The following is a 23558-nucleotide window of genomic DNA, read 5'->3' as shown; positions in this document are numbered from 1 at the left end:
CGCGATGGCCAGACCGATCACCATGCGCCCGTGGAACGCGGCCTTGTCGGCGACTCTGCTGCAACCGCCTTCGTGGACCAGGCTCGAACCGCAGTCGCTGTCCGGCGATCCCGGTCCCGGGCTCGCGGCACCGGTACACGATCCGCTCTGGCTGCTCACCCGGCAGTGGCAGTTCGGCGAATTCGTGGGCGAGGATGCGGGGACACCGCTCAGCGTCCAGATCGAAGCCACCGCCGCGCCGATAACACGGTGGCGGCCGGGCGACTGGACCGCACCGGAACCGCAAGCGGCCCAAGATTTCCCAGCGAATGTCTCACTCGAGCAACTCGTCACCCGGGAATCGAGCGCACGTCCGCCGGGGTTGCGGTTACGTGCCGAGGCCGGCGCGGCACTGCTGGCGGCACTGCGCGAAGCGGACCTGCACACCGCGGCTGCCGCGGTGCTGCGGGAAACACCGCTGATCGAAACTCCGCCGCCGGGGTCACGGTGGTCGGCGCCCGCGCTGGTACTTGCCGGGCGCGCGGTCGACGCCGAACGCGTCCGTGCCGCATGCGAATCGGCCGGACCCGGCGCACTGCCCGCATGGCTGGACGGCCCGGACCGCGCCGAGATCGCGATGGTGCTGAGCCGATGGCTCGACTGGTATCACGGCGAGATGGCACCTCCGATCGAGGCCGATTCCTGGGTGGGCCCGCGGCTCGAGCACCGATTCAGTATCGGTGTAGCCGAATCCGATGGCTCGCTGACGCTGCGGGCCGCGGAGGTGGGCAGCGGTGAACTGGACTGGTGGTCATTCGACCTCGGCCCCGACGGGCCCGCCACCGGCCCCGACGCGCCCGAACATCTGACCCACCGCGCACTGGCTACCCCACTGCGCTACGCGGGTATGCCCGCCGACCGCTTCTGGGAATTCGAGGACGCACGCGTCGATTTCGGCGCACTGGAAAGTCAGCCGCACGATCTCGCTCGGCTACTCGTCGCCGAATGTGCGCTGATCTACGGCTGCGACTGGCTCGTGCTACCGCTCGATGTGCCGACCGGCTCGGTGGTGACCATCGAATCCGTCACCTACCGAACGACATTCGGCGAAACCTACCTGGCCGGCCGCCACGTGGACCGGCCTGTCCCGACCGAACCGTGGCGCATGTTCACCCTCACCGCCGAACCCGCCGCATGGGAGAACCGACAAACGACGAGCGACGCCCGCTCTGCGCTGGTCGTCCCGCCCGCAGTGGTCGGCCGACTCGAAGGTCCGGCGGTGGAGGAGGTCGCATTCCTGCGCGACGAGGTGACCAACCTGGTGTGGGCGGTCGAACGGATCGTCGAGGACCGGGCCGGCGAACCGTTCACCCGCGATACCCGCCAGCACGGCACGCAGGATGACCCGGTCGATCGCGTGCCCGACGCCGAACTCGACTACCTGCTCCAGACTTCGATCCCGGAGACCTGGATCCCCTACCTGCCGCGGATCGCAGGCTCCGTCGGAAAACCGGTACGCCTCGAACTCCGTCGCGGCGCCCTGCGCCGCTTCGGTCACGACGATCCGCCGTCGGGAACCCCCGTCGTCGGACTCGGCCGGCTACTCACCGGACCCGAACACGCCGTGCTCGAAGACGCCGAGGTGCCACGAGAAGGCATTGTGGTGCGACGCATCCCAACCATGGCCCGCCTGCGTGACGGCTCCTACGCGCTCTGGACCGCTCGCCGCATCGCCGTCGGCCGCGGCGAAGGACACAGCGGACTCGCCTTCGATTCGACTCTGCCCCGGCACCCAGCCTGAACCGCGACGACAGTCGCAAGAACGTTCAGCGAGGCCGGGCCGCGGTGGCGGTGTTTCGCAGCAGCGGCTATTCGACGGTCCTCTCCAGCGACGGGGGGCTCGCACTGATTCATAGCGGACCCACGGCTTTCACGAAACGCTCATCGGTGGCGCAGTAGGTCGAGAAGCTTGCGGTGGGCGTGGGCGATCCCGGACGGGGTGTAATGGGCGACCACCACACCCTGGTCCGCGGCGCGACCGTCGAGGTGAGCACGCAGATAGTTGTATTCGGCGGGCAGGAAATAGGTCGGGGTGTCCAGGGTGCGGACCGCGTAGTTCAGGGCGGACTGATCCTCGATCGGAAGCGGCCGCGCGTTGTCGCGCCACAGCTTTGTCGCGAGATCGAACACGGGGTGATGGGCGCGGCGATTCACGATGAACATGCCGGAGTTGAAGTACGTAGGCCGCGGGATATCAGCGTCGTAGTCCGGGTAGAGCTCGATGAACTGGTCGCGGACACAGATGAACTCGGCACGGTCCGTCAGTGCGGCGGGCCGCCACTCGCGCAGCACGACCGCGTCGGCGTCCAGATAGCAGATGTGATCGGCGGCCACGAGATCGAACAGCGACAGTTTGGCGTATCCGGGGAAGGCCTCGGGCGGGAAGTTCGGTGGCGGATGTTCGATGACAACGAATTCCAGCCCCGTCATGCGCTCTGCCCGGGCGGCGCTCAGCCGCGCGGTTTCGCGATAGGCGCCGAGTCCGAGCATCACTCCGATCATAGGTCAAAGATAGTGCGCTGCAAGGGAACACCGGTACCGTTGCACCATGAGCGAACTCTTGCGTTTCCATACCGGCGACGGTGGCGTGATCGTGGTCGAGGGTGATCCGTCCGATGCCGGTGTGCAGCGGGTCGGTCGCGGTGGTGTGGTGGAGGTGAATCGCCGCTTCGAGGATGCGCTTGCTGACGTCCAGCGGGCCGCGGCGGCCGCATTGGCGGTGTTCCGGGACGGAAGCCTGAAGCCGGACGCGGTCGATCTGGAGTTCGGTATCAAGCTCAACGCCGAGGCCGGCGCGGTGATCGCAAAGACATCGGTCGAGGGCCATCTGACGGTGAAGCTTTCGTGGAAGCCGGGGGCATGAGGCTCACTCTTCGCACAACGTGAGTATGTGTACGGCGCCCGCCGCCTCACCACACGCCACACCACCGTCGGGCAAGGGCGCGATCGCGGTGATGCGGCCGTCGCCGGTGAAACAGGCCACTTCGATTCCGGATTCGAGGTCGTAGACAGCCAGCAGGTCACCGGCGCCAACCGCTATGCGCTGCCCCCCGTGCAGCGCTGCGATGGCGCGCACGGGTGCACCGAGTTCGGCGAGCACGCCGATTCGCGCTCCGTCGGTAAGTCGCCACAACCGGATCGCACCGTCGCCGCCACCGGTCACGACCCGGTCCCCGATGATCAGAATGCCGGTCAGCAGCGAATCGTGCGCCTGCTGCTCCCAAACCAGTTCCGGGGATCCGAGTCGCCAAGCCGACAGCACCCCGGAGACGCAGCCGGACAGGACCTGGTCGACGGCCGTCGCCAGGCTGATGATCGGGCCGCCCTGTCCTCGATAGGTCTGGATCTGTTGGTGGGTAGTGACGTCCCACACGCTGACTTGCCCCCGGATGCCGCCGACCATGACGTGGCGCCTACCAGCTTCGACCACCAGCATTCGTGGTGGCTCCGCGAGCTCGGCGTCGATCGCTCCCGGGTCGAGGTCCCAGATCGAATTGGCGGGGCCGAAGAACCGCATCGCGGTGGTCGACGCCACCACCAGGCATCCGTCCAGGGCGACGGCTCCCCGCACCGCGTCGCAGGCGACCGCACGGCGCACCACCTGCCCGGGGACGGGTTCGCCCATCGCATCCGACCGTATCTCCGAGCCGATGTCGGCCTGATTCGACATACTGCCCAAGGCCTCACCGGGCAGTACCATCGCGGCACCCAGCTGGTCCAACACCATCCACCCGAGATTCGCCACCTCGACGACGGCGACCGCGGTGGCCGTCATCGACACAGTTGTTGATCGCCGTCCGGTCGCCGTGTCCCAGACCGAGACCGATCCGTCATCCGCAGCGGCCACAACCGTGCGGTCATCTACCGCGGTAATCGCTCCGATCCACGCGGCGTGCATCGGAGCGCCACGCTGAGTCGGCGAAGCGGTCACATCCCACACCCGCAAAGTGGATTCGTTCGCGGCAGACACCAGACGTGTTCCGTCGGAGCTGAATGCGGCGACTGCGATCCACCCCGTATGGCCACGCAGCGTCCGCGCCGATTCATCCCCGATCCGGCGATCGCGCAACCGCAGGATGCCATCGTCGGCGCCCGACAGCACGTGATATCCATCCGGAGCCACCGCCACCATCTCGACCCACCCGGTGTGCAGGCCGACTTCGACTGCGGGGGAGCCAGTTTCGAGATCCAGCAATAGCACCTCCCCCGACGCACAGCCGACCACCGCATGCCCGCCGTCGGGTGTCGCCGCGACGGACCACACCTGCCCACGGCCGGGATCCCGGTCGATCCACACGACCGATCCGTGACGGTGATCCCAGCAGTACACGGTGCCGTCGTCGCCCGCGAACAGCGCGTGCCGATCAGTCAACGCCATCGCGCGCGACTGCACACCGCGCTGACCGGTGTCGAAACACCATGTCTGCGTGCCGGTTCCGAGATCCCAGATCCGCAGCGTGCCGTCCTCGGACTTCGACGCGATCGTCCGTCCGCCACGCGCCGCGAGCACGGTGTACGCGATACCTGTATGTCCGTGCAGCACCCCGGCCTCCCGGCCGGCGGCCCAATCCCATACGCGCACCGTTGTATCGACCGATGCCGACACCAGCAGTGTGCTGCCTGGAACGAGCGCGATCGACCACACCGCGGCCTGATGACCACGCAGCACATGCCGGGTACTCCCGTCGGCGAGGTCCCACACGCGAATGGTGCCGTCGGCAGATCCGGACATCGCATAGCGGCCGTCGACGGATACCGCAAGCTTCCACACACCACCCGAATGCCCGTGCAGCACATACCTTTCACGGCCGTCGTCCGCCAGATCCCAGACGCGCACCGTGCCATCCCAGCCGCCGGACAGCGCATACCGATCATCGGGTGTGAGCACGACATCACGGATCGGACTCGTATGCCCGACCAGCATGAACAGCAGGGGCCCGCCCGGGTCCGTCAGACTTGCGGCTCGCGGTCGAAGCCAGGGTTCGCCGCGCCAGCCGCCCGCTGCGGCAACGAGACCCTGAACTTGGGGCCACTCCGACTCGCCGAGACGTCCGACCAGCTGGGCGGGCAGCTGCCCCCTACCGCGAGCCAGCGCATGGCTGCTCAGCCGCAACGCGTCGCCGACAACCGCGACCGGATCCGACTGCGGCAGTAACCGATAGGCGGCGATCAGCTCCGTCGCGTCGGTGGCCCACAGCATCCTCTGCAACCACGCCAGGTGCGACAGCAGCGCGCGCAACTCTTCGCCCGCGCCTGCCGCGGCAAGGTGATGCGGCAAGTTGCGATAGAAGTAACCGTCATCCGGACCATGCTGCCAACCGTCCGGCGCCTGCTCCCGATATGCCTCGACCAATCGCCGATGCAGCTGCGCCAGATCTGAAACCTGGTGGCGCACATAGTCCATTTGCAGATCGTGCATCCCGAAACGGCCGCCGCTACCGAGATGGATCAGCGATCGGTCGGCGAGGCGGTCGAGCAGCTCCGCCACGTCCAGTTCGTCGAATCCAGCGTGCTGCCAAAGCGCCTGTGCCGCACTGACGGTCGGATTCCTGCCGTCGAATACCGCGAGTTCGAGATAGCGGGCGCGATCGACAGGATCAAGGGTGTCGACGCTAACGCTGATTGCGCGCAAAAGATCTGGGTATGGATAGTTGCTGAACGGTTGGGCGATCTTGGCGAGATCGGCCTGGCGCAATCGGCGCAGCACTCTGGGCCAGCGCTCCGGGCGGCCAGCGATCATGGCGCCCGCCATCGCCATCGCCAGCGCCAGATAGCCACATTCGGCCGCGATCTCCAACGCCTCCCGCGGTAGTGCCTCCACCGCGAGCCGCGCCCACCGGGCCAATAGCACCAGCGATTCCTGGATGCTCAGCCCGGTCACCTCGAAGCAGGTCGCGCCCACCGATCGCACGATGGCGGTATCCCGGGTGGTGAACAATAGCCGTCCCGGCGCCTCGACTACCTCGAGATCGCCGAGATCCTGTGCCGCCCAGACATTGTCGACGACCAGCAGACAACGCCGGCCCGCCAGCAACTGTGTGAGCAGCGCCTTACCCTGCTGAGCGTCGGCGAAGACCACACCCTGCTGCCCGAAGGCGGCCGCCACCTGCGCTTGTCTGGTCGGCATAACCGGATTCGGGCCCAACTCCACCCACACTATGCCATCCGGAAAAGCCGCCCGTACCCGCTCGTCACGGCAAACGGACGCTGCGAGAACAGATTTCCCGACACCGCCCATGCCTACCGCGGCGATCCGTGCGCCGTCCTCAATCGGCGCCAGTAGCGCGGCGCGGATCTCCGATGCCCCGGACCGCATGACGAACTGAGTGGGTAAGGTCGGCACATTGGACAGCAGACCCATCGTCGGCCGGGCCGACCCGAGTTCGACGCCGAATTGCGCCACTACGGGAGCGATGAGCGCCGCGGGCAGCATGAAGCCGATCTTGCGGGCCGCGGCACGGTCGCGAGCAACCACCATGCCGACCACACCATCGGCCAGGTCGTCGCACACCGCGCCACCGCTGAAGCCGCCTTCGATCGCCGAACCGGGTACCTTGACATCCTCGAGCTGATACCAGCCACCACCCACCCGATCCCTGATCACCCCGGTCGCCCACAGCCCTTCGTCATGGCCCTCCGGGAATCCGTAGACGCGAAAGGGATGCCCCCACAACGTCGTCGAATCCGAGTCCAGCAGGCGGATCGGGACGGTGGGCGGGGCGCTCGCAAGCAGCAATACCGCGATATCACCGGTTTGTACCGCATCGACCGGCGACCAGGCCACCACCGTCGCCTCGATCGGGTCACCGCCGGGTACCTGCGTGAACTCCACCAGTACCTGTTCGGTCGGCACCGCATCGGCCGCAGCATCTGCTCCGGTGGCATCGCCGATGACATGGGCGCAGGTCAGTACGTGCTGCTCGGTGATGAGGAATCCGGCGCCGTAGGTCGTACCATCGGCAGACTGAATCGCGACCAACGCGCGCCGCCACTCAGGCGTAGGCATTCCACTGCTCCCCATTCACCTCACACCGTCCGGTGCGCAACTCGCCCGCCGCCGTGCGGACGAACAGTTCCAGCCGATCCGGTCGACTCGCACACACCGCAGGGCGGCCGACCGAGCCGATTCCATCGTCGAGCACGCGCTGGCGTGCCGAGGAACCGCCCGTCTCGGTGGTGAGCCAGCCGACCGTCCCCTCGGGCACACCGAAGAACACATCGACGCGGCGGGGCCGCGCCGAGACCGCCACGGGATCCGAGGCCACCGTGGGCCCAGTCAGTACGCGGTTACCCAGACCCGTCGGCCAGTCGGGCCCGGGTTCGAACTGGACAAGCCGATCCTCTTGCCGCGCAAAGGCGACCAGACGGTTCTCGACCGCACCGACGCCCCGGCACCACACCAGGGTCGGATCACCGGTACAGCGCAGCGATTCCCCGGTCGAGGGCGCGACATCGGGACCGATATCGAAGGTGGTGCGGCCGGGCAGCATCGGTGTCGAGGTCCACTCGTGTGTGCGCTCCTCGGGGACGTGATACTGCCGCCGCAACACCCCGTCGAAGCTGCCGCGCGCGACAACTTCCAGCCCATACAGGCTGGTAACCACCACGGCGGGCTGTCCGACCACAGGACGGGCCAGACTCTCCGGTCCCATCAGGCCGATCGGCTGCTGATACCAATAGTGTTCGAGCACGCCGTCCGCGCCTGTGCTGAAGACATCGAATCTGCCGCGGCTCCAACTGACGAAGCTCGCATCCGATACCGCCCCCGCGGACCGAGCCAGCCGGGGCGGCCCCCAGCGGCCGTCGAATTCGCAATGCCACAACCGCGTCTCGACATCACGGACGAACACATCCAACCGATCGGCACCCCAGGACCCGACGGTCGGGCGGCCAACGGGCGGGACGGGCAGTTCCAGCCGCTCGACGATCCTTGCCATACCGGCGGCTACGACGAGATGACAGAGCCGGTTTCGGTCATCGATCGCGACGACATCCACGCACTCCGGTGTGCGTGCGATAGCCACCGGATCGGTCACGATGCCGTCGGCGAGCACAGGGAACCTCGGTACCCGCAGCACGGCGCATTCGTCCACGACTCCTCATGATCCTATGACGCGGGCGAATGCGCTGTACCGTCGATGAATTCGAGCACACCAACCGGTTTCAGCCGATCACGGAGTTCGTGATGGTCCCCGCGCTGGTCGCGCAGAGGCCGCTCGATCGGCCATGCCGAGCAGATCGCTTTCGCACGCCGTTTCGGAAAGGTCACACCGGCGCATCCGTACGAGGAGAGCACGCCGGAGGGGTTCCCGGAGATCCTGCCCAACCTCCCATCTGCGCGCCGCTGAAATCAAGGGCTCCGATTCGAGTCACGCACGGCTCGCGACCGCCGAAAGTTCGTTTGGCACAGGAACGGCCGCCGCGCCCGACGCGTGGGCGGTCTGCCCGAAAAGACCTTGCCCCAGTGATGAATACGCGTGCACTCTGGTTCGGTGCAGAAACTGTTGGTGGCGTTGTTCGCGATCATGGTCGGATTCGGGATCATTGGCTGCAAGCCGGGAGAAGCGACCGATGTGGCCAAAGATGTCACCTGTCAGATGGTGGTACCCGTTGTGGAGGCCGTCGCGACGAAGCTGCGGGCGGGGGCGACGGTCACCGCAGCGCTGATCGTGGCCGCCACCGGGATCGTGTTGAGCGAAGCCTGCACCTTGCTGCTCGACCAGTTGGGCGCGGCTCCGGACAAGGAACACGATGTGGTCCTGGAGAATGGAAAGGGTGGGGAACCTGCCAAGGTCAGCGGAAAGACCTTCATCAGCGTGACCGACAAGTGGTGCAACACAACTGGTGGCTGCACTGGTTACGACCGCTGCCCCACCGGCTGGACGTGCCTGTTCACCGGAAGTGAAGGCACCGGAAAAATGTCGTTGTTCACCATCGGTTCGCACGACCTGTCCGAGCAGCACATCGATGCCGCCACGATCTCGGTGTTCAATCGAGCTGAAAAGATCGCCACACTGTATGCCGCTCATGACTACCACGGCGACACCTACACCGTCGCGAAGTCAGCGAAGGGCGACCTGCCAAGCGAGTGGCGAGGGAAAGCGCGGTCGATCGTTGTCGGGGCATCCAAGACGTCGACCCAAACCACGACCGTCACAACTGTACCGCCGACAGGCTCGATGACAACGAGGCCACCGATCAGCCGCACGACCTCGATCACGCCGTCGTCCGGTGCCTCGACCACTCACTAAACCCCGGCCCGCAAGAGCGCCATCGATCCGGCCGCCGGCGAACGACGCAACGTCACAGGCCGCCACACAGCCGGAGACCACGTCGCCTTCCCTTCCAACGGCACCTTGCTTTCCAGCGCGAAACCGCGACGGAATGATGCGCATCTCGCTTCTGTAATCCCACAGCCCCAAAGCCACAACATGTTTGGGCACAACGTCGCTCTATTGCCAGATGGCACGTTGCTGGCGAGCGGCGCCGGTTCGGGGCTGCGACGCACTCGGTACTCGCGGACCGGTGGTACAGCAGCTGCAGCGGGTGATCGCCCAGAGCGCGACGGCGCGGACTGCCGCGTCATTGTGGGCTGTGTCATCGTCCGCTGCCGTGAAACCTGCGGATTCCAACACACTCCATGCGGATCGACACCATCGGCGCTCGCCATGGTTTTCGTACCAAGTCCAGCCGAGCTCGTCCAGGACAGGTTCAATCTGTTCAAAGGAAGCGGTAGTGGTTTCCAATATCCCCTCCTATTCGATTTGGTTCACATCGTTGCACGACGGTCGGACACCCGCGTTGTTTGCCCCGCGCTGCTGGGTCAGAAATCGTTGTGGGAGCGCGAATAACGGCCGAGCTTCCGGTTTCGGACACGCCTACCGACGGGGGTGAGCACTGTCTTCTCGACGTGCCCGGACTGCCGACCGGGACGGGTGCGGGCGCAGGTGCAACGTTGATCTGCAGCCTCCAGATGCGGGAGCAAGACCGTGAACGGTCCGAGATCAAGAACACCGGCAACACGATCGATCATCAAGCGCCCGTTTGTATTCCGAGCCGAGTCGAGCACGCAGGCCGTGCCGGATGCTGGTTTCGGCATGCCGACAACGACGTCGACAGAACGTCGCCGACCTCGAAACATGTCCATCGGTTGGGTGCCGGGGGTGACTGTTACGTCGTCGCCTTAATTCGGGTTACGCGATCGGGGCCCGCGGAGTTCCCGCCTGCTTGCTACCTGTGGCCCGTGCGGTCGGGGTGGTCTCGGGCGAGCGAGGAAGGACGACCGCGAGGACGAGGAGGATGAATCCGATGATGACCACCGTCGTGCGGATATCGTGCAGCAGATCCCAGAGGCGCAGTCGCGACAGATAGTCGGTCGGCGGAGCTGCCGGATCCCAGCTTCTGATCTCGTCGTTGATCGGGACGTTACCGAACATGGTCACGAGGAAACACGCAACTATCGATAAGCCCGCGGCGGCGGCACACAACCGCGCGTTCCTATCCCGGGTCAGCACCGCGAGCGCGATCGACAGCAGCAGGGCGATCACCATTCCCCACGGCATCCACGGCGAGTTGTGGGGAATGAACTCCGCCCGAAAGGCGAGGTGGACATCAGGTGGCACAGCATAGAAAGTCCGTCGGACCACAAGCGATCCGTAACCGAACGCCCCGGCCAGAAGTCCTGTGCACAAGAGCGACAGCACTGCGATCAGTCGAACAGCCACGACATAGATCCTTCCGACGGCAACGGCTGGGCGTCACCCATAATCTGCTAGAGTGTCGACTATTCGATATAGTCTTATATAGCCAACAATGCCGAGTCTGATCCTGAGGATGCGGAATGTCAACATCTCGTGAGTACCGATCACCGATGCGTCAGAGGCAGGCGGCCGAGACCAAGGACCGCATCGTCGCGGCTGCGCGCCAGCTGATGACCGAGCGTGGGTTCGACGGAACCACGATCGCTCAGATCGCCAGCATCGCAGGGACTTCAGCCCCGACCGTCTACGCGGCATTCGGTTCGAAGAGGGGGATTCTGGTCGAGTTGATGAACCGCGCACGCTTCGGCGCCGCCTACCAGGACCTGGTGCGAGACTCGGGGGCCACTGATCCGGTCGAGCGGCTTCGGAAAGTCGCGGCGATCACCCGCAGAATCTACGACGGCGAAAGCGCAGAAGCGCAGCTACTGCACGGAGTCGGCGCAGTGGCACCAGATCTGGCAGCGCTGGGCCAAGAGCAGGAGACCACACGTTATGACTCGCAGGCGCGGGCAGTCGAAGCGTTGTCGGCGTCCGGCAAGCTTCGACCCGACTTGAGCGTGGAGGCGGTTCGCGACATTCTCTGGACGCTGACCTCCCGGGACACCTACCGGATGCTGGTCGCCGTTCGTGGCTGGTCATCCGAAGCATACGAGGCGTGGCTGGCAGACCTCTTGGTAAGCGCATTACTCGCGGACTGAAGTAGCCGAACTCATTTCCATTGAGCGTTCGGCGAGCACGTCGGTGCCAGCACCTTGATACCCCGGTCGGCATCCGATCGAAGCAGGCCTTTGGTGTCTGGTCCTCATCATGGACCGGCGGTGTGCCGTGGGCACGGTGACTCCTGCGGGTCACGCGGCTTGGGGCAGGTCCAGCCGAGGGTTTGCTCGAGCATGCGGCAGATATGCTCGATGTCGAACGGCGAAGAAACGCCTGCCACAACTGATCGACCTCACCGGCATCGAGATCGACATGGGAATGCCACAGCCACACCGGTTTCGGGCTCGCACGCTGGGCAGGCGGGCGACGTCGAGCCGACACCCGCGATTCGGCAACCGCTGCCGCATGAATATCCCAGCACGATGCGGCTTTCGACGAGACGGTCGACTTGCCGATCAAGGGGGATCGTGGTCACGCGGTCAGGACGATTTTGCCTTGCACGTTGCCTTGTTCTACCAGTTCGTGTGCCTTGGCGGCGTTTTCGAATGGCATTGTCTGCTGCACGTAGGGATGCAGCTTGCCGGACTCGACCAGCTGAGTGAGCGCCTCGAGCCCGACGACGTCGGGTTCGACGGAGATCCCGGCGAATCGAACACCGGCTGCCGCGGCCAGTTTCGGTAGGGCAGTGCTGGCCTTCTCCACCGCGGTCACGAGGATGCCGCCCTTGCGTAGGGTCGACAGCGAGCGTTCGGCTGTGCCATCGCCGATGGTCTCGAGTACGACGTCGACATCGCGCACCACATCGACGAAATCGGTGGTGCGATAGTCGATCAGCTTGTCGGCGCCCAATCCGCGCAGGAACTCGTGTTTGCCTGCGCTGGCGGTTCCGATCACGTAGGCGCCGCGGGCCTTGGCGATCTGAACGGCCAGGTGGCCTACTCCCCCACCGGCTCCGTGGATCAGAACCCGCTGTCCCGCTTGCAGTTCCGCGATATCGACCAGCATCTGCCAGGCGGTGAGCCCGGCCAACGGGAGCGCGGCGGCCTCAGCATGGGTCAGACCGCTCGGTTTGCGCACCAGCTGCCGCGAGGGAGCGACCACGTACTCTGCGTATCCACTTGCCGCCTTGGGGAAATACGGCATCCCGTACACCTCGTCACCCACCCGGAACCGGTTGACGCCGGGATCGACTTCTTCCACGACGCCGGACAGGTCCCAGCCCAGGGTGAACGGTGGCTGCCCGATCAACGGGAAGGCGCCGGAACGGATGATCGGCTCCACCGGGTTGATGCTCACCGCCCGCACCCGCACCAGCACTTCGGTCGCACCCGGCACCGGCCGGGGGACCTCGGCGACCTGGAGCACCTCCGGACCTCCGAACGACTGTTGCACGATCGCGCGCATTGCCAAACCTCTTCTGTATCAAGGGCTCTTGCTTCCGGGCCCGGATTTCCCGGTCCGGAGACAATCTTGGGCGCTAAGGAACCTGTTGAACAGTACGCACTCTGATGGTATATACGCACCTCATGGGTACTACCTCTGATCTGCGATTTTATGGTGGAGCTGACGCGTATCTGGCGAAGTGTCCATCGCGCACCATTCTCGACGTCTTGGCCAACAAGTGGACGATGCTGGTGATGGGTGCGCTGGCCGAAGGGCCAGTGCGTTTCGGTCAGCTGCGGCGGCGCCTGGATGGAATCACCCAAAAGATGCTCACCCAGACATTGCGCAACCTGGAGCGCGACGGCTTGGTCACCCGCGCGCTCTATCCGACAGTGCCGCCGCGGGTCGAATACTCCGTCACCGAGCTGGGGCGCAGCGTTCTCGGGCTGCTGACCTCGATCCGGGAGTGGTCGGAGGTGAACATCAACGAGGTACTCGCCGCCCGATACGCCTACGACGAACGAGCAGAACAAGACCCCGAACCAATCATCACAGCCTCCTGAATCACCAACCGAATTGACGTCAGCAACAGGTGGATTCGAGTCGGCGAACGGCAACACGGTACGCATGGCGGAACGCCTTCAGCCACGTGTGCGGCGTGAGAAAATGCCACCGTTTCGAGATCGGCGACGGTCGTTGATCGGCGAACTCGAGATGATCGACCGCAAGATCAAAGCCGCCGCTGATCGCCCTCTCAGGGCAGATCGAATTCCCGTACCGAGCCCCTGAACTCGAATACTGCGGAGGCGGGCGCGCGGGGCAGCCGCACCGGCATGTTCACGCTGTACAGCGACGCGGCCAACGCGGACTCGCACTCCGCGGCTGCCGGGACCTTCCAGCCGACCGAGGCCCGCAACGCTCGGTACTCGACCACCGTCGGCACGCGTTCAACAATCCGCACCGATTCCCCCACCTCGGCGCGTGAAAGTTCGGACTCCTCACCCACCAGCGTCACTGCCGCTACTTCTGGAGCGAGTAGCGGGGTAACTGGGCAGTGGTGGTCCACCAGTTACCGACCGGCATCGGTGATTCGGCGCAGCCCATCGGCTCACGTCAGGTGAGCGTTGTCCGGTCGATGAGATATGGGGCCGCGACTGCGGGAGCAGGGCCTCTGGTGGTGGGCGCCGATACGGTTCACGCGGCACGGTTGTTCAGCCAGGTGCGGTAGCGGCGCAGTGCGCGACGCTGGAGCACGGTCTCTTTGAGTAGAGCGACCTTGGGATCCATCCCGGGGCGCGTGCGCCGTCCGGCGCCGAGGCGGCGAAGCTGTTGTCGCACGCGGGCCATGCTCGCGGCGGACGCGACGGCCTTGTCCTTGATCTCCACGGGTGTGAGTTCAACCTTGGCGTCAGTGTCCTGGCGCCACCTGTTCGGCAGGTCAGGGTCGACGGCCAGCGCGCTGCCCATGCCGACGAGATCGATGCCGCCGGCCAGGACCTCCTCGGCCACCGGTCGCCGGAGGACACCCCCGGTCAGCATCAGTGGCAGCGGGCTGGTCGCTGCGAGCTCTTCGGCGAGGGAGAGGAAGTAGGCCTCGCGGGCACGGGTCCGCTGGTCACTGGCTTGGCCGGTCATGGCAGGCGCCTCGTAGCTGCCTCCGGAGAGCTCGACGACGTCGACGCCGAGCGGAGCCAGCATCGCGATCACCGTCGCGGCGTCGTCGGTATCGAAGCCGCCGCGCTGGAAGTCGGCGGAGTTGAGTTTGACCGCGACGGCGAAGCTGGGAGCGACCGCGGCCCGCACCGCGCGCACGATATCGAGCAGCAGCCGGGCCCGGTTCTCCAGGCTGCCGCCCCACTGATCGGCGCGCCGGTTGGCCAGTGGCGAGAGGAACTGCGACAGCAGATAGCCGTGGGCGGCGTGGATCTCCACACCGTCGAACCCGGCCTCCTCGGCCCGACCAGCCGTCTGGGCGAAGCGCTGCACGGTTTCCTCGATCTGCCGCGGGGTCATCTCGACCGGGTCGGCGAATCGCTTGCTGTTCTTGCCGACATCGACACGGATCGCCGACGGCGTCCAGGCGACGCCGGGCATGTCCGCGCGCACCTGCCGGCCCGGATGGTTGATCTGCATCCACACCCGCGCGCCGCCGCTCTTCGCGGCGACGGCCCACCGACGGAACGGTTCCAGCGGCGACTCCGCGTCCAGGACGACGCCGCCCGGCCCGGTGAGCGCCTCGGCGTGGACCATCACGTTGCCGGTGATGATCAGCCCGACTCCGCCTCTACTCCAGCGCCGATAGAGCCGGAACAGGGACTCGTCGGGGAGTTGACCGGATGCGGCCATGTTCTCCTCCATGGCGGCCTTGGCCAGCCGGTTCGGGACCACAGAGCCGTTCGGGAGGGTGAACGGCGCGAAGACCGGCGAAGTCCGCTCCGCACCGCCGGACCTAGCAGGGGTGGGGGCTGTTGATGGCATCGCTGCTCCTGAATGCGGTAAGTTTACGTTGCTAACATGAGACTAGAAGGGGATGTAAGCGATGTCAACTTCGGCTAAGAAGAGTGGCTACCATCACGGCAACCTCAAGGCGTCGCTGCTGACGGCGGCGATGCACATGCTCGAAGTCGGCGAACCGTTCTCGCTGCGTGCCATCGCTCGCGAGGCGGGCGTCTCGCCGACCGCGCCCTATCGACACTTCGCCGACCGCGACGCCCTGGAGTCCGCGCTGGCTGTGCAGGGCTTACGTGATCTGAAGGCGGACCTGAGCGACGGACGCGAGCTCCCGGCCTCGGCGGCAGGCCTCGGTGAGCTGGCGGTCGCCTATGTCGAGTTCGCTCTGCGCCGACCGGCATTGTTTCGTCTGATGTTCGGCAACGCCTGCGACGAGGGCAACGAGGAGCGGGTCCAGGCGGCAGAGGAAATCCACGATCTCGTACAACTCGCGATGACACAGGTCTTCCCGGACGCCGACGCCCGGGCGCTGGCCTCGGCATGGTGGGCGCTGGCCCATGGGATGGCATACCTACACCTGGACGGCAAGCTCCCGGCGGAGTCGAGCCGCGAGGTGGCCGATCACGTGCGCGCCGCGTTCGCCGCAATCCTTTCCGCACGCGCACAGTAGGCCGGCACCGCCACGGAGTGCGCCCACTCACACCGGCTCAAGTGTTGACAGTGCTTACATCTCGTCCTAGCCTTCTCGATGTACGCAATGTAAACATTCAGGAGGATGACCACGCATGACCAAACGCATCTTGAACGTCGTCACCAACGTCGGCCACTACGACGACCCGTCCCATCCGACCGGTTTGTGGTTGTCCGAGCTCGCCCACGCCTGGGAGGTCTTCGAAGAGCACGGATTCGAGCAGACCATCATCAGCCCGGCGGGCGGCCCCTCTCCCCTGGAACCGCGGTCGCTGAAGTTCCCCAACTACGACAAGACCGCGAAAGCCTGGCATGCCGATCCGGCACGGATGGCGCTGCTGGAGACGACCGCCAGCCCTGACCAGATCGACTCGGCCGACTATGACGCCATCTATTTCACCGGCGGGCATGCGGTGATGTACGACTTCCCGGACAGCGAGGGCCTGCAGCGGATCACCCGGGAGATCTACGAACGCGGCGGCATCGTCTCCTCGGTCTGCCACGGCTACTGCGGGCTGCTCAATACCAGGCTCTCCGACGGTTCCTACCTTGTTGCCGGTCGCAGGGTCACCGGGTTTGCCTGGCAGGAGGAGGTCCTCATTCGCGTCGATAAGCTAGTGCCCTACAACGCCGAGGACGAGATGAAGAAACGAGGCGCCCGCTACGAGAAAGGCAAGCTGCCGTTCTTCTCCTACGCGGTGGTCGATGGCAACCTCGTGACCGGCCAGAACCCCGGATCAGCCAAGGAGACGGCGAAGAAGGTCGCCGCCCTCCTGTGACCCCTGCGCACCGGCACCCGACCTCGACGTGGATGGCCTACGCGCCACCGCGCCGGGTGGATGCCACCAGAAGCGTCCGGCAAAGCGGTGTTCGGCTCCCGGTAAAAGCGAGTCGGCGCGGAACTGACGACGGTCACCGTGTGATCCTTCGAGCCAGAGCTCGACCACCGACTACCCTCTGGCAACTCCCGTCCCCTCCAAGGTGCCTCGTCCGGAAAGATTGGTCTGGTAATGGACTGGTGGGATGATCGCGGGCCTGCCGCTGAGCCAGAGGTATTCGTCCGGCATTGCCCGAGCAGGGCCGGGCCATGACAGCCGAAGCATGGTTTGCGCCCGGAAGTGATGTGCACCTGCGGATCTGGTTGGGCGGCTTGATCTTCGACTACGCGGCCACCGCGGTGGCGGTTCGCAATGTAATCGATGATTGGAGCCGAAAGCGTTGGTTCACAATCGAATTGATCCGCGACACCATCGAGGAACGTCTACTACTGCCACGCCTGCCCTACGAACGATTGTTCCTCGGCCCATGACAAGCACGTGTAGAACCGTACATTCCGATAACCGGATCAACCTTTCCGGACGGGGCACTAGCCGCCGACAACATCGCCACCGAAGTCCGCCGGCTTCGTGACCAGCGGGGTGCGGGCGTGGTGTCCATCGTTGTTCCTGGCGTGGTGGCCTGACGCTGTTTCATCTGACGCATCACTACTTGGCAAGCGCTGCTAAAAGTTACCGATCGTATCGACCTGCCGTTTGAGGCACCCGCGCCCTGATGCGGCACGGATACCGTCCGAGCGGCCTGTATTTGCTGGATGAGCCGGAAGCGACGCTGTCGCCACGCGGATGCATGGCGGGGTGAGGACGAACAGCTCGGCGCCGCCAGTCACGGCCCAAGGAACAGCCGTTCGCAGGGTAGGCGCGGCAGCAGACAACAGTCCTCGATGGCGTCATGGATCAATTCGACTGTGCACCAATGCTTTCGCATCCAATCGTGGATCAAATGCGCTACCGCCGCGGCGGTGGCCGTATAGTCGAAGGCCACTCCACCCAGCCAGATCCGCAGGTGCATATCGGCTGCAGACGGGAACCATCCTTCGGCGATCATGGCCTACCCTCCTGATACAGCGCAACGCAGATAATCTTTCAGCTTCCGACGTTCCTTCGGAGTCACGCGCGGACGAACACCTCTGACTCGCCACCGCGGCAGCATCGCCACCGGCGGCATCAGCGGTAAGCCCGGATTGCCGGTCAACCCCGGACTGCCAGATCAACCTTTCCGGACGAGGCAGCAGAACCTTCGCGGGACAAGTTCGGGCATTCGGGACGGCAGGAGAGCGACTACTGCATATGCGAATACATTCCCAGTGACGGGATGTCGCTGTCCTGACGTTCCTGGCATCGTTGCCGGGAAACGCGGCTCCATTGCCGGTCCGAGCGCCTTGATGACAAAGTTAGTGTCTGGCGAACCCCGGAGACTGTCCAAGTTTTGGACAGTATCTCCACGATGTCCTAATCGAAGGCCGACGCTGGCCGCTGCAGATCGGCATAGGCATTCGATCGCTGTTCGAACGTGAAGGATGGTCTCGGCCCTGGTTGACGACCACGCCCGGAATGTTCTCATCGTTCGGCAGGTCGTCGTAGCCGAGAGAGCAATTGCCGTGTCGGGACGTGTCGTCGATCTGTCGCAGTGGTTGCTCACGCTGCCTCCGCCCCTCGTGTTGGAGGAGGATTCCGCGCTCGAAACGGGCCCCCGCACGGACAAACGCGACCAGATGGGGCGACGACCGCTCGCCAGCGGGCCGGTGCACTGTGCACCCTCGATCAGGCAGGCGCGGACCCGGGATCTCGGGCCGGTGCGGCGGCAGCGGGTAGAACAGGTTGCAGCAGCTCGTTGAACGCGGTCGGCGAGGTTGGTAGCACGTAGCTCGGCAGGGCGGCGGACGCTACCGGGACCCGGATCGTGGCACCGGTGGCTGTCCGTCGGTGATGCGTAGGGCCTTGAGCCTGGCGTACAGCGTGGTGCGGCTGATACCCAGCTCGTGTGCCGTCTTCTGTTTGTTGCCGTTGTAGCGGCGCAGCGATTCGATGATGACGTCGCGTTCGGCTCGTTCGCGACCGGACAGGCTCCGCGCGCGCGACGCCACACGGTAGCGGTCGGGCAAGTCGCGGACCGTGACATCGCCTTGGTGGCGGTATTGCAGGATGTGCGCCAGCACGGCCTTGAGTTCGTGCAGGTTACCGGGCCAGGGTTGGGCGGCCAGCAGTTCGATCACGCTCGGGAGGAGCCGGAGGTCGGCGGTTGGATCGAGTTCGCGCAGCAAGTCTTTTGTAATCGCGGGCAGTTCCGCGATGCGATCACGCAGCGGCGGTATTTCCACGCGTTCCACGCACAGTGCCGCCAGCGCGGCGTGTGCGCCGTGCGCGTCCCGCAGCGGCAGTGAGCTGAGGATGATCTTGGGACGGGGCGTGGACTTGATAGCGCTGATCAGCTGATCGACCACCCGCTCTGGCAGGGCATCGACACCGTCGAGGCACACGGCGCCGGTCGGGCGGGAAAAACGCTCTTGCAGTCGGCGGACCCATTGCTGCTCGCCGCACGTCGCGATATCCGCACACTGGTGGAACTCCACCTCCTCCGCGCGCGCCAGCCGACGGGCTGCGGTGCTGCGACCGGTGCCATGGTCGCCCACGATCAGAACCGGTCCGCTGGTGGTAGGCGCGTGGTCGGCTGGCCGGGTAGCAACTGGCCGCGCAGACATGGTGACGACCGAGTCGGCGATCGGTTCGAAGTGGAAAAGGACACCGGCGTCCGACCCCGTCACCTGTGCGATATGAAGGCGGACCGCCGCGCCGGAAGCCAAGCGAACGTCCGTGCTGCGTGGGCGTGCGGGTGCCTGTTCTGCCAGCATGTGCAGCAGGGCGTAGTCCGACGGACCGAGCAGGTCGACGGCACTTTTGTTGGTCAATACGATGTCGTCTCCGACAGCCGCGACGGCCCGGCGTTGCCGTGAGATCGTCTGGAATGCGGCCAGCAGCGCGCGTTCCGATGCCTTGGACTGGTCAAGGAGTCGATGTTGGATGTCGTTCACCGCGCGCTGCAGAAACGGAGCGAGTAGCGGGTCGGCATGAGAATTGGTGCTGGTGATGTCGAGGACGCCCGCCAGCCGCCGGGTGACCGGATGGACGATCGGGTGGCCATAGCAGGTGAGTCCTTTGAAGCGCTCGATGTAGTGCTCGGAGCCATTGATAATGATGCCTCGCCGCGTTTCGAGCGCAGTGCCGAGAGCATTGGTGCCGATACTATCCTCGGCCAGGTTGGCGCCGTCCCGGATCCCGAGCGTTTCCAGCGCGGTTTCGACCCGCGGATTGTCGAACCAGCGATAGACGAGTCGGCAATCGCGGTCCACGAGCAGCAGACTGTATGCGGTACCGGTGAGCGCGGCCGCGATCTGATCGAGGACCGGGGCCGCGGCGTCGAGAAGCCTGCTGCGCGGGTCGAATTCCATCACCGGCAGATCGGCGAATCCAGTGAATTCCGGCTGCACGCCGGATAGTTGCGAGCGCCGCCACGATAGCTCGATTTCGCGGCGTAGCGCCGACATGGGTGCACGGTTGCACTCCAATGACGTCATCTGGTTCCTACTCCTTGCCACTGCCCAGCACGCGGCGCCGGAGTCGGTGCCGAATGCCGTCCGATCTGTCGGCTTCGGGTCCGCGTCCCAGGGCTCAGCCTACTCGCACGTGTGCCGTGGATCACTTCTCACTGCTCATGGGCATAGTGTGCGCGTTGTTCGCCGCGTCGCAGTGTTCAGAAATTGAACACCCCTGGTCGGAAGTTGCTTACCACGGAGGTTGTGTGAGACTGGCTGTCCATCGGGTGCGCAGATGCGGCGCTCCCCGATGCGCTCGGAGATAGCCGCGGTAGCCAGTCGACGGGCGGCGCGACCAAATCAGCGGTCCACTGCCGGAGTAGTGAAATCGACTGCGGTGCAGACCATCCGATAGTGCTGAGGGACGGGCGTTTCCCTCGTGACAGACACGACCCCATGTCGCCGGAACGACTGAACCGCATGTGTGGATCGGTTCAGTGGGCCACCTGAACTACATCCTGTCCGCCTACACGGCCTCAGCTACATGACATCTCAATCATCCGCACATGGCTTCCCTCTCGTGTCAAGGCGCGGTTTGCGGGCCGGGGCTAGGCGAGCGTCACCCAATCCGTTGGCGAATTGGCGTACTTGGCTGGATCGACCTGGCCGGTGCGCTCGGCGGGGCGGAGTTGCGAGCATGGCGTGCAGCCCAACTCGCAGAACAGTATTCGCGAAGTGGATTGGCCGAAGCTCCGGGCAGCAGTCCAAGCACGGACAGGCATCCAGCAACTCATGGCGGTGCACTTCTTCGCCGCGACCTCCACACCCTGTTCGACAGTGGTGACTTGGCCGTGGACTCTGACGGCAGAATCGACGTTCGTGATGCGTTTCGGGCGATCCCCCTGTACGGCGATCTTCATGGCAAGCCCTGACCATCGCCGTGGAACCTGCACGACGCGAGTGGTTTCGTCTGCATTGGGCGTTGCATCGGGCCCCGGAAGGCGTGTCCGGCGCGTGATCAGCCGCGAGTGCTGCCGCCCTATGCGCCAGGCAGTCCGCGGCTGTCGCCGTCGCGGTCACAGCATTCGGGCGGCGGCTCAGTTCGGCAACAGTCGGATGAGTCTCCGAAGCGACGACAGCCTGCCTACGAGCTCTGCTGGGTCCAGTTCAACCCGCGCTGCTTCTATGAACTCGTTTCGGCTGTCGTTCATGAATGCACTGATCTCCTCTCTGGTCAGGACAGTTCCCCATACGGCTTGGTTCAGTACATGCGTATATGTCTCGCAGGTCGATCGAAGGCGCGGGCTGCCGATGACCGAGATGCATTTCTGTCGGTGCCAAAGCTGATGTGTCGCAGTAGCTTTGGTGTCGCCATCGGTGTTGATGTGACTCGATCTGTCCAGTGCGATTCTGTCCATCTGCTGTGCCGCTTCTAGGAACGCGTACACCGCTTCCCGCTTGTCCGTACGAAAGGACAGATGGTGCTGGATATGAGCGGAGGCCGAATTGACTTTGACGGTTATGAGGGCGGTCGCGAACGCAGTGGCAGCCACTGTGATCGGAACCCACGCCACACTGGACCAATCCACAAGCAAGAGGATAGGTCGCAAGCCGAGTGCCGTCCGCCGAACGGAGATGACTCGCGCCCAGGTTGCGGGAGGCCGTGGGGCATGGTGCGAAAGACCAGATACCGGTGCTGCGAAGGGCTGAGCCGTGGGAGTGAACTGTATTGAGTCCCATCGAAGTACAGCTCGGACTACCACCTGGACGTTTGCTGTAGTTAGCGGCGTTGGTGAAGATGATCGACCAGCGGATTCCGTGTTGGCGATGTTGGATTCGCGACGAGCCGGATCGGTGCTGCTGCGCACTTTCTGCGTACCGAACCCGACTCCGCACGGCTCGACTAACCCAGGACTATCCGCAGTCGCCATGGCAGTGGTCCGATGAGAGTGACCAACTACCCACTGAGCGTGAACTCCACCATCAAGCTTGTCGGGTGGATCGCGAATCCCCATGGAGGACGGTTTCTCTAGTGCATGTACATCTGAAGCGACACAACTGCAACCGAATTGCTGGGATTTGAACCTACGACCACCTGACACAGGTTCTAGTCTCATCGACACGGCTCGGTGAATCTCAATGCGCCTGGTCAAGCCCTATTTTCAGTATGGCGACCTGCCCATTATGTCCGATCAGATCCGGTCGATTCCCATCAAAAGTGTGAGATTTTGGTGGGACGGATCGAATGACGGAATCACATCTGTCAGTACGTTCGCTACCAGCTGGCGGTCGCAGTCAGGCCGAACGAGCTTGTGCGGCTTGTCGATGACAACCGAACGACGCCAACCTCGTACCACGCGGATATCTGCTGCTATGTTTTCGGCGACGGGGCGGCACGGGGGCGGTGGTGAGCACAAGCAGCAGTTCCAGGTCGTCGAGATCGAGTTCGATATCGTGCGGGCTGGTCAGCATTCATACGATCCACACCAGTTCATCGACGCCGGGTGGCTCTGTGGCGGCGGGGAGGTCGCGTTCAATCTCACTGATCTGGCGAGTTGCTAAGATTAGAAAGTAACCTCGATGCTGTTGGTTCTTCGGAGGGTGGAGGACACCATGGCGGATGCACGCCAACCGCTCTATCGGATGAAGGCCGACTTCTTCAAGACGCTGGGGCATCCGGCGCGTATTCGGGTGTTGGAACTGCTCAGTGAACGCGACTACGCGGTGTCGGAGATGTTGCCGGAGGTCGGTATCGAGCCGGCGAATCTGTCGCAGCAGTTGGCCATTTTGCGGCGTACCGGTCTGGTCACCGCGCGGCGTGAGGGGCTTTCGGTGTCATATGCGTTGACGTCACCGCGGGTTGCGGAGCTGTTGGCGGTGGCGCGGGCCATTCTCACCGGCGTGGTCGCCGGGCAGGCCGAACTGCTCGAGGAACTGTCCGAAACCAGCCTGGCGGTCGAGTCCACCAGCTGACTCGACCGCTTCAGAAGTGGGCATCGTTCGCCGGTGCTGACCGCCGACGCACTCGCTGCGTGCGGCCCGACGATCATCCTCCCTGGCCGATCGCAGGCTGCCCGGGGCGTCGGCAACCCACCCGACACAACGGTGACTTGGCGCTGCCCTCGGTGCGCCTGGTCAATGACGGCGTCGCCGTGAGATCGCGTGCCGCCAGCCCGACTGCACATTGTTGTGGGTGATCTTCCCCGCCT

18 protein-coding genes and 1 pseudogene are annotated in these 23558 nt (G+C 64.8%); 10 read left to right on the top strand and 9 right to left on the bottom strand.

Going from position 1 to position 23558, the window contains the following annotated elements:
* The first annotated feature begins 4 nt into the window (after window positions 1–4).
* A complete protein-coding gene (locus ACQP2D_RS17015) occupies window positions 5–1780 on the top strand; it encodes a hypothetical protein (RefSeq protein WP_433684661.1) in 1776 nt (591 codons plus the stop codon).
* 140 nt (window positions 1781–1920) lie between these two features.
* On the opposite strand, the gene ACQP2D_RS17010 is transcribed toward ACQP2D_RS17015, so the two are convergent.
* Window positions 1921–2541, bottom strand: a complete 621-nt coding sequence (locus ACQP2D_RS17010) for a glycosyltransferase (RefSeq protein ID WP_433684660.1) — start codon at window positions 2539–2541, stop codon at window positions 1921–1923.
* A gap of 46 nt (window positions 2542–2587) precedes the next feature.
* Here ACQP2D_RS17010 and ACQP2D_RS17005 point away from each other — a divergent pair, with 46 nt between their 5' ends.
* The gene (locus ACQP2D_RS17005) at window positions 2588–2902 is read left to right on the top strand and encodes a CU044_2847 family protein (protein ID WP_433684659.1); all 315 of its coding nucleotides are present in this window, start codon (window positions 2588–2590) and stop codon (window positions 2900–2902) included.
* 3 nt (window positions 2903–2905) lie between these two features.
* Here the strand turns inward: ACQP2D_RS17005 and ACQP2D_RS17000 are convergent, their stop codons facing one another.
* Both ACQP2D_RS17000 and ACQP2D_RS16995 read right to left on the bottom strand, forming a co-directional pair.
* A complete protein-coding gene (locus tag ACQP2D_RS17000; RefSeq protein ID WP_433684658.1) occupies window positions 2906–7045 on the bottom strand; it encodes an NB-ARC domain-containing protein in 4140 nt (1379 codons plus the stop codon).
* Window positions 7032–8132 (bottom strand): hypothetical protein, encoded by a 1101-nt coding sequence (locus tag ACQP2D_RS16995; protein ID WP_433684657.1) that lies wholly within the window; start codon window positions 8130–8132, stop codon window positions 7032–7034. The genes ACQP2D_RS17000 and ACQP2D_RS16995 overlap by 14 nt, the downstream gene beginning before the upstream one ends.
* A 114-nt stretch (window positions 8133–8246) precedes the next feature.
* Here ACQP2D_RS16995 and ACQP2D_RS16990 point away from each other — a divergent pair.
* Window positions 8247–8363, top strand: a pseudogene (locus tag ACQP2D_RS16990) (TauD/TfdA family dioxygenase); the annotation flags it as partial.
* 168 nt (window positions 8364–8531) lie between these two features.
* Window positions 8532–9290 (top strand): peptidase inhibitor family I36 protein, encoded by a 759-nt coding sequence (locus ACQP2D_RS16985; protein ID WP_433684656.1) that lies wholly within the window; start codon window positions 8532–8534, stop codon window positions 9288–9290.
* Window positions 9291–10232: 942 nt separating this feature from the next.
* Here ACQP2D_RS16985 and ACQP2D_RS16980 read toward each other — a convergent pair.
* A complete protein-coding gene (locus ACQP2D_RS16980) occupies window positions 10233–10661 on the bottom strand; it encodes an anthrone oxygenase family protein (protein ID WP_433684655.1) in 429 nt (142 codons plus the stop codon).
* A 248-nt stretch (window positions 10662–10909) separates the two neighbouring features.
* Here ACQP2D_RS16980 and ACQP2D_RS16975 point away from each other — a divergent pair, with 248 nt between their 5' ends.
* Window positions 10910–11497: a TetR/AcrR family transcriptional regulator gene (locus tag ACQP2D_RS16975; protein ID WP_433684654.1), complete on the top strand. Its 588-nt coding sequence runs from the start codon at window positions 10910–10912 to the stop codon at window positions 11495–11497.
* A gap of 430 nt (window positions 11498–11927) precedes the next feature.
* On the opposite strand, the gene ACQP2D_RS16970 is transcribed toward ACQP2D_RS16975, so the two are convergent.
* A complete protein-coding gene (locus tag ACQP2D_RS16970) occupies window positions 11928–12860 on the bottom strand; it encodes an NADP-dependent oxidoreductase (protein ID WP_433684653.1) in 933 nt (310 codons plus the stop codon).
* A gap of 122 nt (window positions 12861–12982) precedes the next feature.
* Here ACQP2D_RS16970 and ACQP2D_RS16965 point away from each other — a divergent pair, with 122 nt between their 5' ends.
* Window positions 12983–13402 (top strand): winged helix-turn-helix transcriptional regulator, encoded by a 420-nt coding sequence (locus tag ACQP2D_RS16965; protein ID WP_433684652.1) that lies wholly within the window; start codon window positions 12983–12985, stop codon window positions 13400–13402.
* Between the two features lie 191 nt (window positions 13403–13593).
* Here the strand turns inward: ACQP2D_RS16965 and ACQP2D_RS16960 are convergent, their stop codons facing one another.
* Complete coding sequence (locus ACQP2D_RS16960) at window positions 13594–13854, bottom strand: hypothetical protein (RefSeq protein ID WP_433684651.1); 261 nt, start codon at window positions 13852–13854, stop codon at window positions 13594–13596.
* Window positions 13855–14033: 179 nt separating this feature from the next.
* The gene (locus tag ACQP2D_RS16955) at window positions 14034–15317 is read right to left on the bottom strand and encodes an NADH:flavin oxidoreductase/NADH oxidase family protein (protein WP_433684650.1); all 1284 of its coding nucleotides are present in this window, start codon (window positions 15315–15317) and stop codon (window positions 14034–14036) included.
* Between the two features lie 61 nt (window positions 15318–15378).
* On the opposite strand from ACQP2D_RS16955, the gene ACQP2D_RS16950 reads away from it, so the two are divergent.
* The 3 genes from ACQP2D_RS16950 (at window position 15379) to ACQP2D_RS16940 (ending at window position 17289) form a co-directional block, all read left to right on the top strand.
* Window positions 15379–15960, top strand: a complete 582-nt coding sequence (locus ACQP2D_RS16950; RefSeq protein ID WP_433684649.1) for a TetR/AcrR family transcriptional regulator — start codon at window positions 15379–15381, stop codon at window positions 15958–15960.
* 115 nt (window positions 15961–16075) lie between these two features.
* Entirely contained in the window at window positions 16076–16759 is a 684-nt protein-coding gene (locus ACQP2D_RS16945; protein WP_433684648.1) for a type 1 glutamine amidotransferase domain-containing protein, read from the top strand.
* 308 nt (window positions 16760–17067) lie between these two features.
* Window positions 17068–17289, top strand: a complete 222-nt coding sequence (locus ACQP2D_RS16940) for a hypothetical protein (RefSeq protein WP_433684647.1) — start codon at window positions 17068–17070, stop codon at window positions 17287–17289.
* A 353-nt stretch (window positions 17290–17642) separates the two neighbouring features.
* Here ACQP2D_RS16940 and ACQP2D_RS16935 read toward each other — a convergent pair whose 3' ends face one another.
* Both ACQP2D_RS16935 and ACQP2D_RS16930 read right to left on the bottom strand, forming a co-directional pair.
* Entirely contained in the window at window positions 17643–17864 is a 222-nt protein-coding gene (locus tag ACQP2D_RS16935; protein WP_433684646.1) for a hypothetical protein, read from the bottom strand.
* Between the two features lie 838 nt (window positions 17865–18702).
* Window positions 18703–20391, bottom strand: coding sequence for a sigma-54-dependent Fis family transcriptional regulator (locus ACQP2D_RS16930; RefSeq protein WP_433684645.1), 1689 nt, complete (start codon window positions 20389–20391; stop codon window positions 18703–18705).
* 2571 nt (window positions 20392–22962) lie between these two features.
* Between ACQP2D_RS16930 and ACQP2D_RS16925 the strand changes: the two genes are divergently transcribed.
* Window positions 22963–23322, top strand: coding sequence for an ArsR/SmtB family transcription factor (locus tag ACQP2D_RS16925; RefSeq protein ID WP_433684644.1), 360 nt, complete (start codon window positions 22963–22965; stop codon window positions 23320–23322).
* Window positions 23323–23558 lie beyond the last annotated feature (236 nt).

Origin of the sequence: Nocardia sp. CA-119907, from assembly GCF_050955995.1 — a bacterium.
Classification (GTDB): domain Bacteria; phylum Actinomycetota; class Actinomycetes; order Mycobacteriales; family Mycobacteriaceae; genus Nocardia.
This window is presented reverse-complemented; position numbering and strand designations above follow the sequence as displayed.

Excerpts from the sequence above, each read along its gene's own strand:
- ACQP2D_RS16940 (WP_433684647.1), top strand. The coding sequence starts at position 17,068 with ATGACAGCCGAAGCATGGTTTGCGCCCGGAAGTGATGTGCACCTGCGG.
- ACQP2D_RS16975 (WP_433684654.1), top strand. The coding sequence starts at position 10,910 with ATGCGTCAGAGGCAGGCGGCCGAGACCAAGGACCGCATCGTCGCGGCT.
- ACQP2D_RS16945 (WP_433684648.1), top strand. The coding sequence starts at position 16,076 with ATGACCAAACGCATCTTGAACGTCGTCACCAACGTCGGCCACTACGAC.
- ACQP2D_RS16970 (WP_433684653.1), bottom strand. The coding sequence starts at position 12,860 with ATGCGCGCGATCGTGCAACAGTCGTTCGGAGGTCCGGAGGTGCTCCAG.
- ACQP2D_RS16965 (WP_433684652.1), top strand. The coding sequence starts at position 12,983 with ATGGGTACTACCTCTGATCTGCGATTTTATGGTGGAGCTGACGCGTAT.
- ACQP2D_RS16935 (WP_433684646.1), bottom strand. The coding sequence starts at position 17,864 with ATGATCGCCGAAGGATGGTTCCCGTCTGCAGCCGATATGCACCTGCGG.
- ACQP2D_RS16925 (WP_433684644.1), top strand. The coding sequence starts at position 22,963 with ATGGCGGATGCACGCCAACCGCTCTATCGGATGAAGGCCGACTTCTTC.
- ACQP2D_RS16950 (WP_433684649.1), top strand. The coding sequence starts at position 15,379 with ATGTCAACTTCGGCTAAGAAGAGTGGCTACCATCACGGCAACCTCAAG.
- ACQP2D_RS16930 (WP_433684645.1), bottom strand. The coding sequence starts at position 20,391 with ATGACGTCATTGGAGTGCAACCGTGCACCCATGTCGGCGCTACGCCGC.
- ACQP2D_RS17000 (WP_433684658.1), bottom strand. The coding sequence starts at position 7,045 with ATGCCTACGCCTGAGTGGCGGCGCGCGTTGGTCGCGATTCAGTCTGCC.
- ACQP2D_RS17015 (WP_433684661.1), top strand. The coding sequence starts at position 5 with ATGGCCAGACCGATCACCATGCGCCCGTGGAACGCGGCCTTGTCGGCG.
- ACQP2D_RS17005 (WP_433684659.1), top strand. The coding sequence starts at position 2,588 with ATGAGCGAACTCTTGCGTTTCCATACCGGCGACGGTGGCGTGATCGTG.
- ACQP2D_RS17010 (WP_433684660.1), bottom strand. The coding sequence starts at position 2,541 with ATGATCGGAGTGATGCTCGGACTCGGCGCCTATCGCGAAACCGCGCGG.
- ACQP2D_RS16955 (WP_433684650.1), bottom strand. The coding sequence starts at position 15,317 with ATGCCATCAACAGCCCCCACCCCTGCTAGGTCCGGCGGTGCGGAGCGG.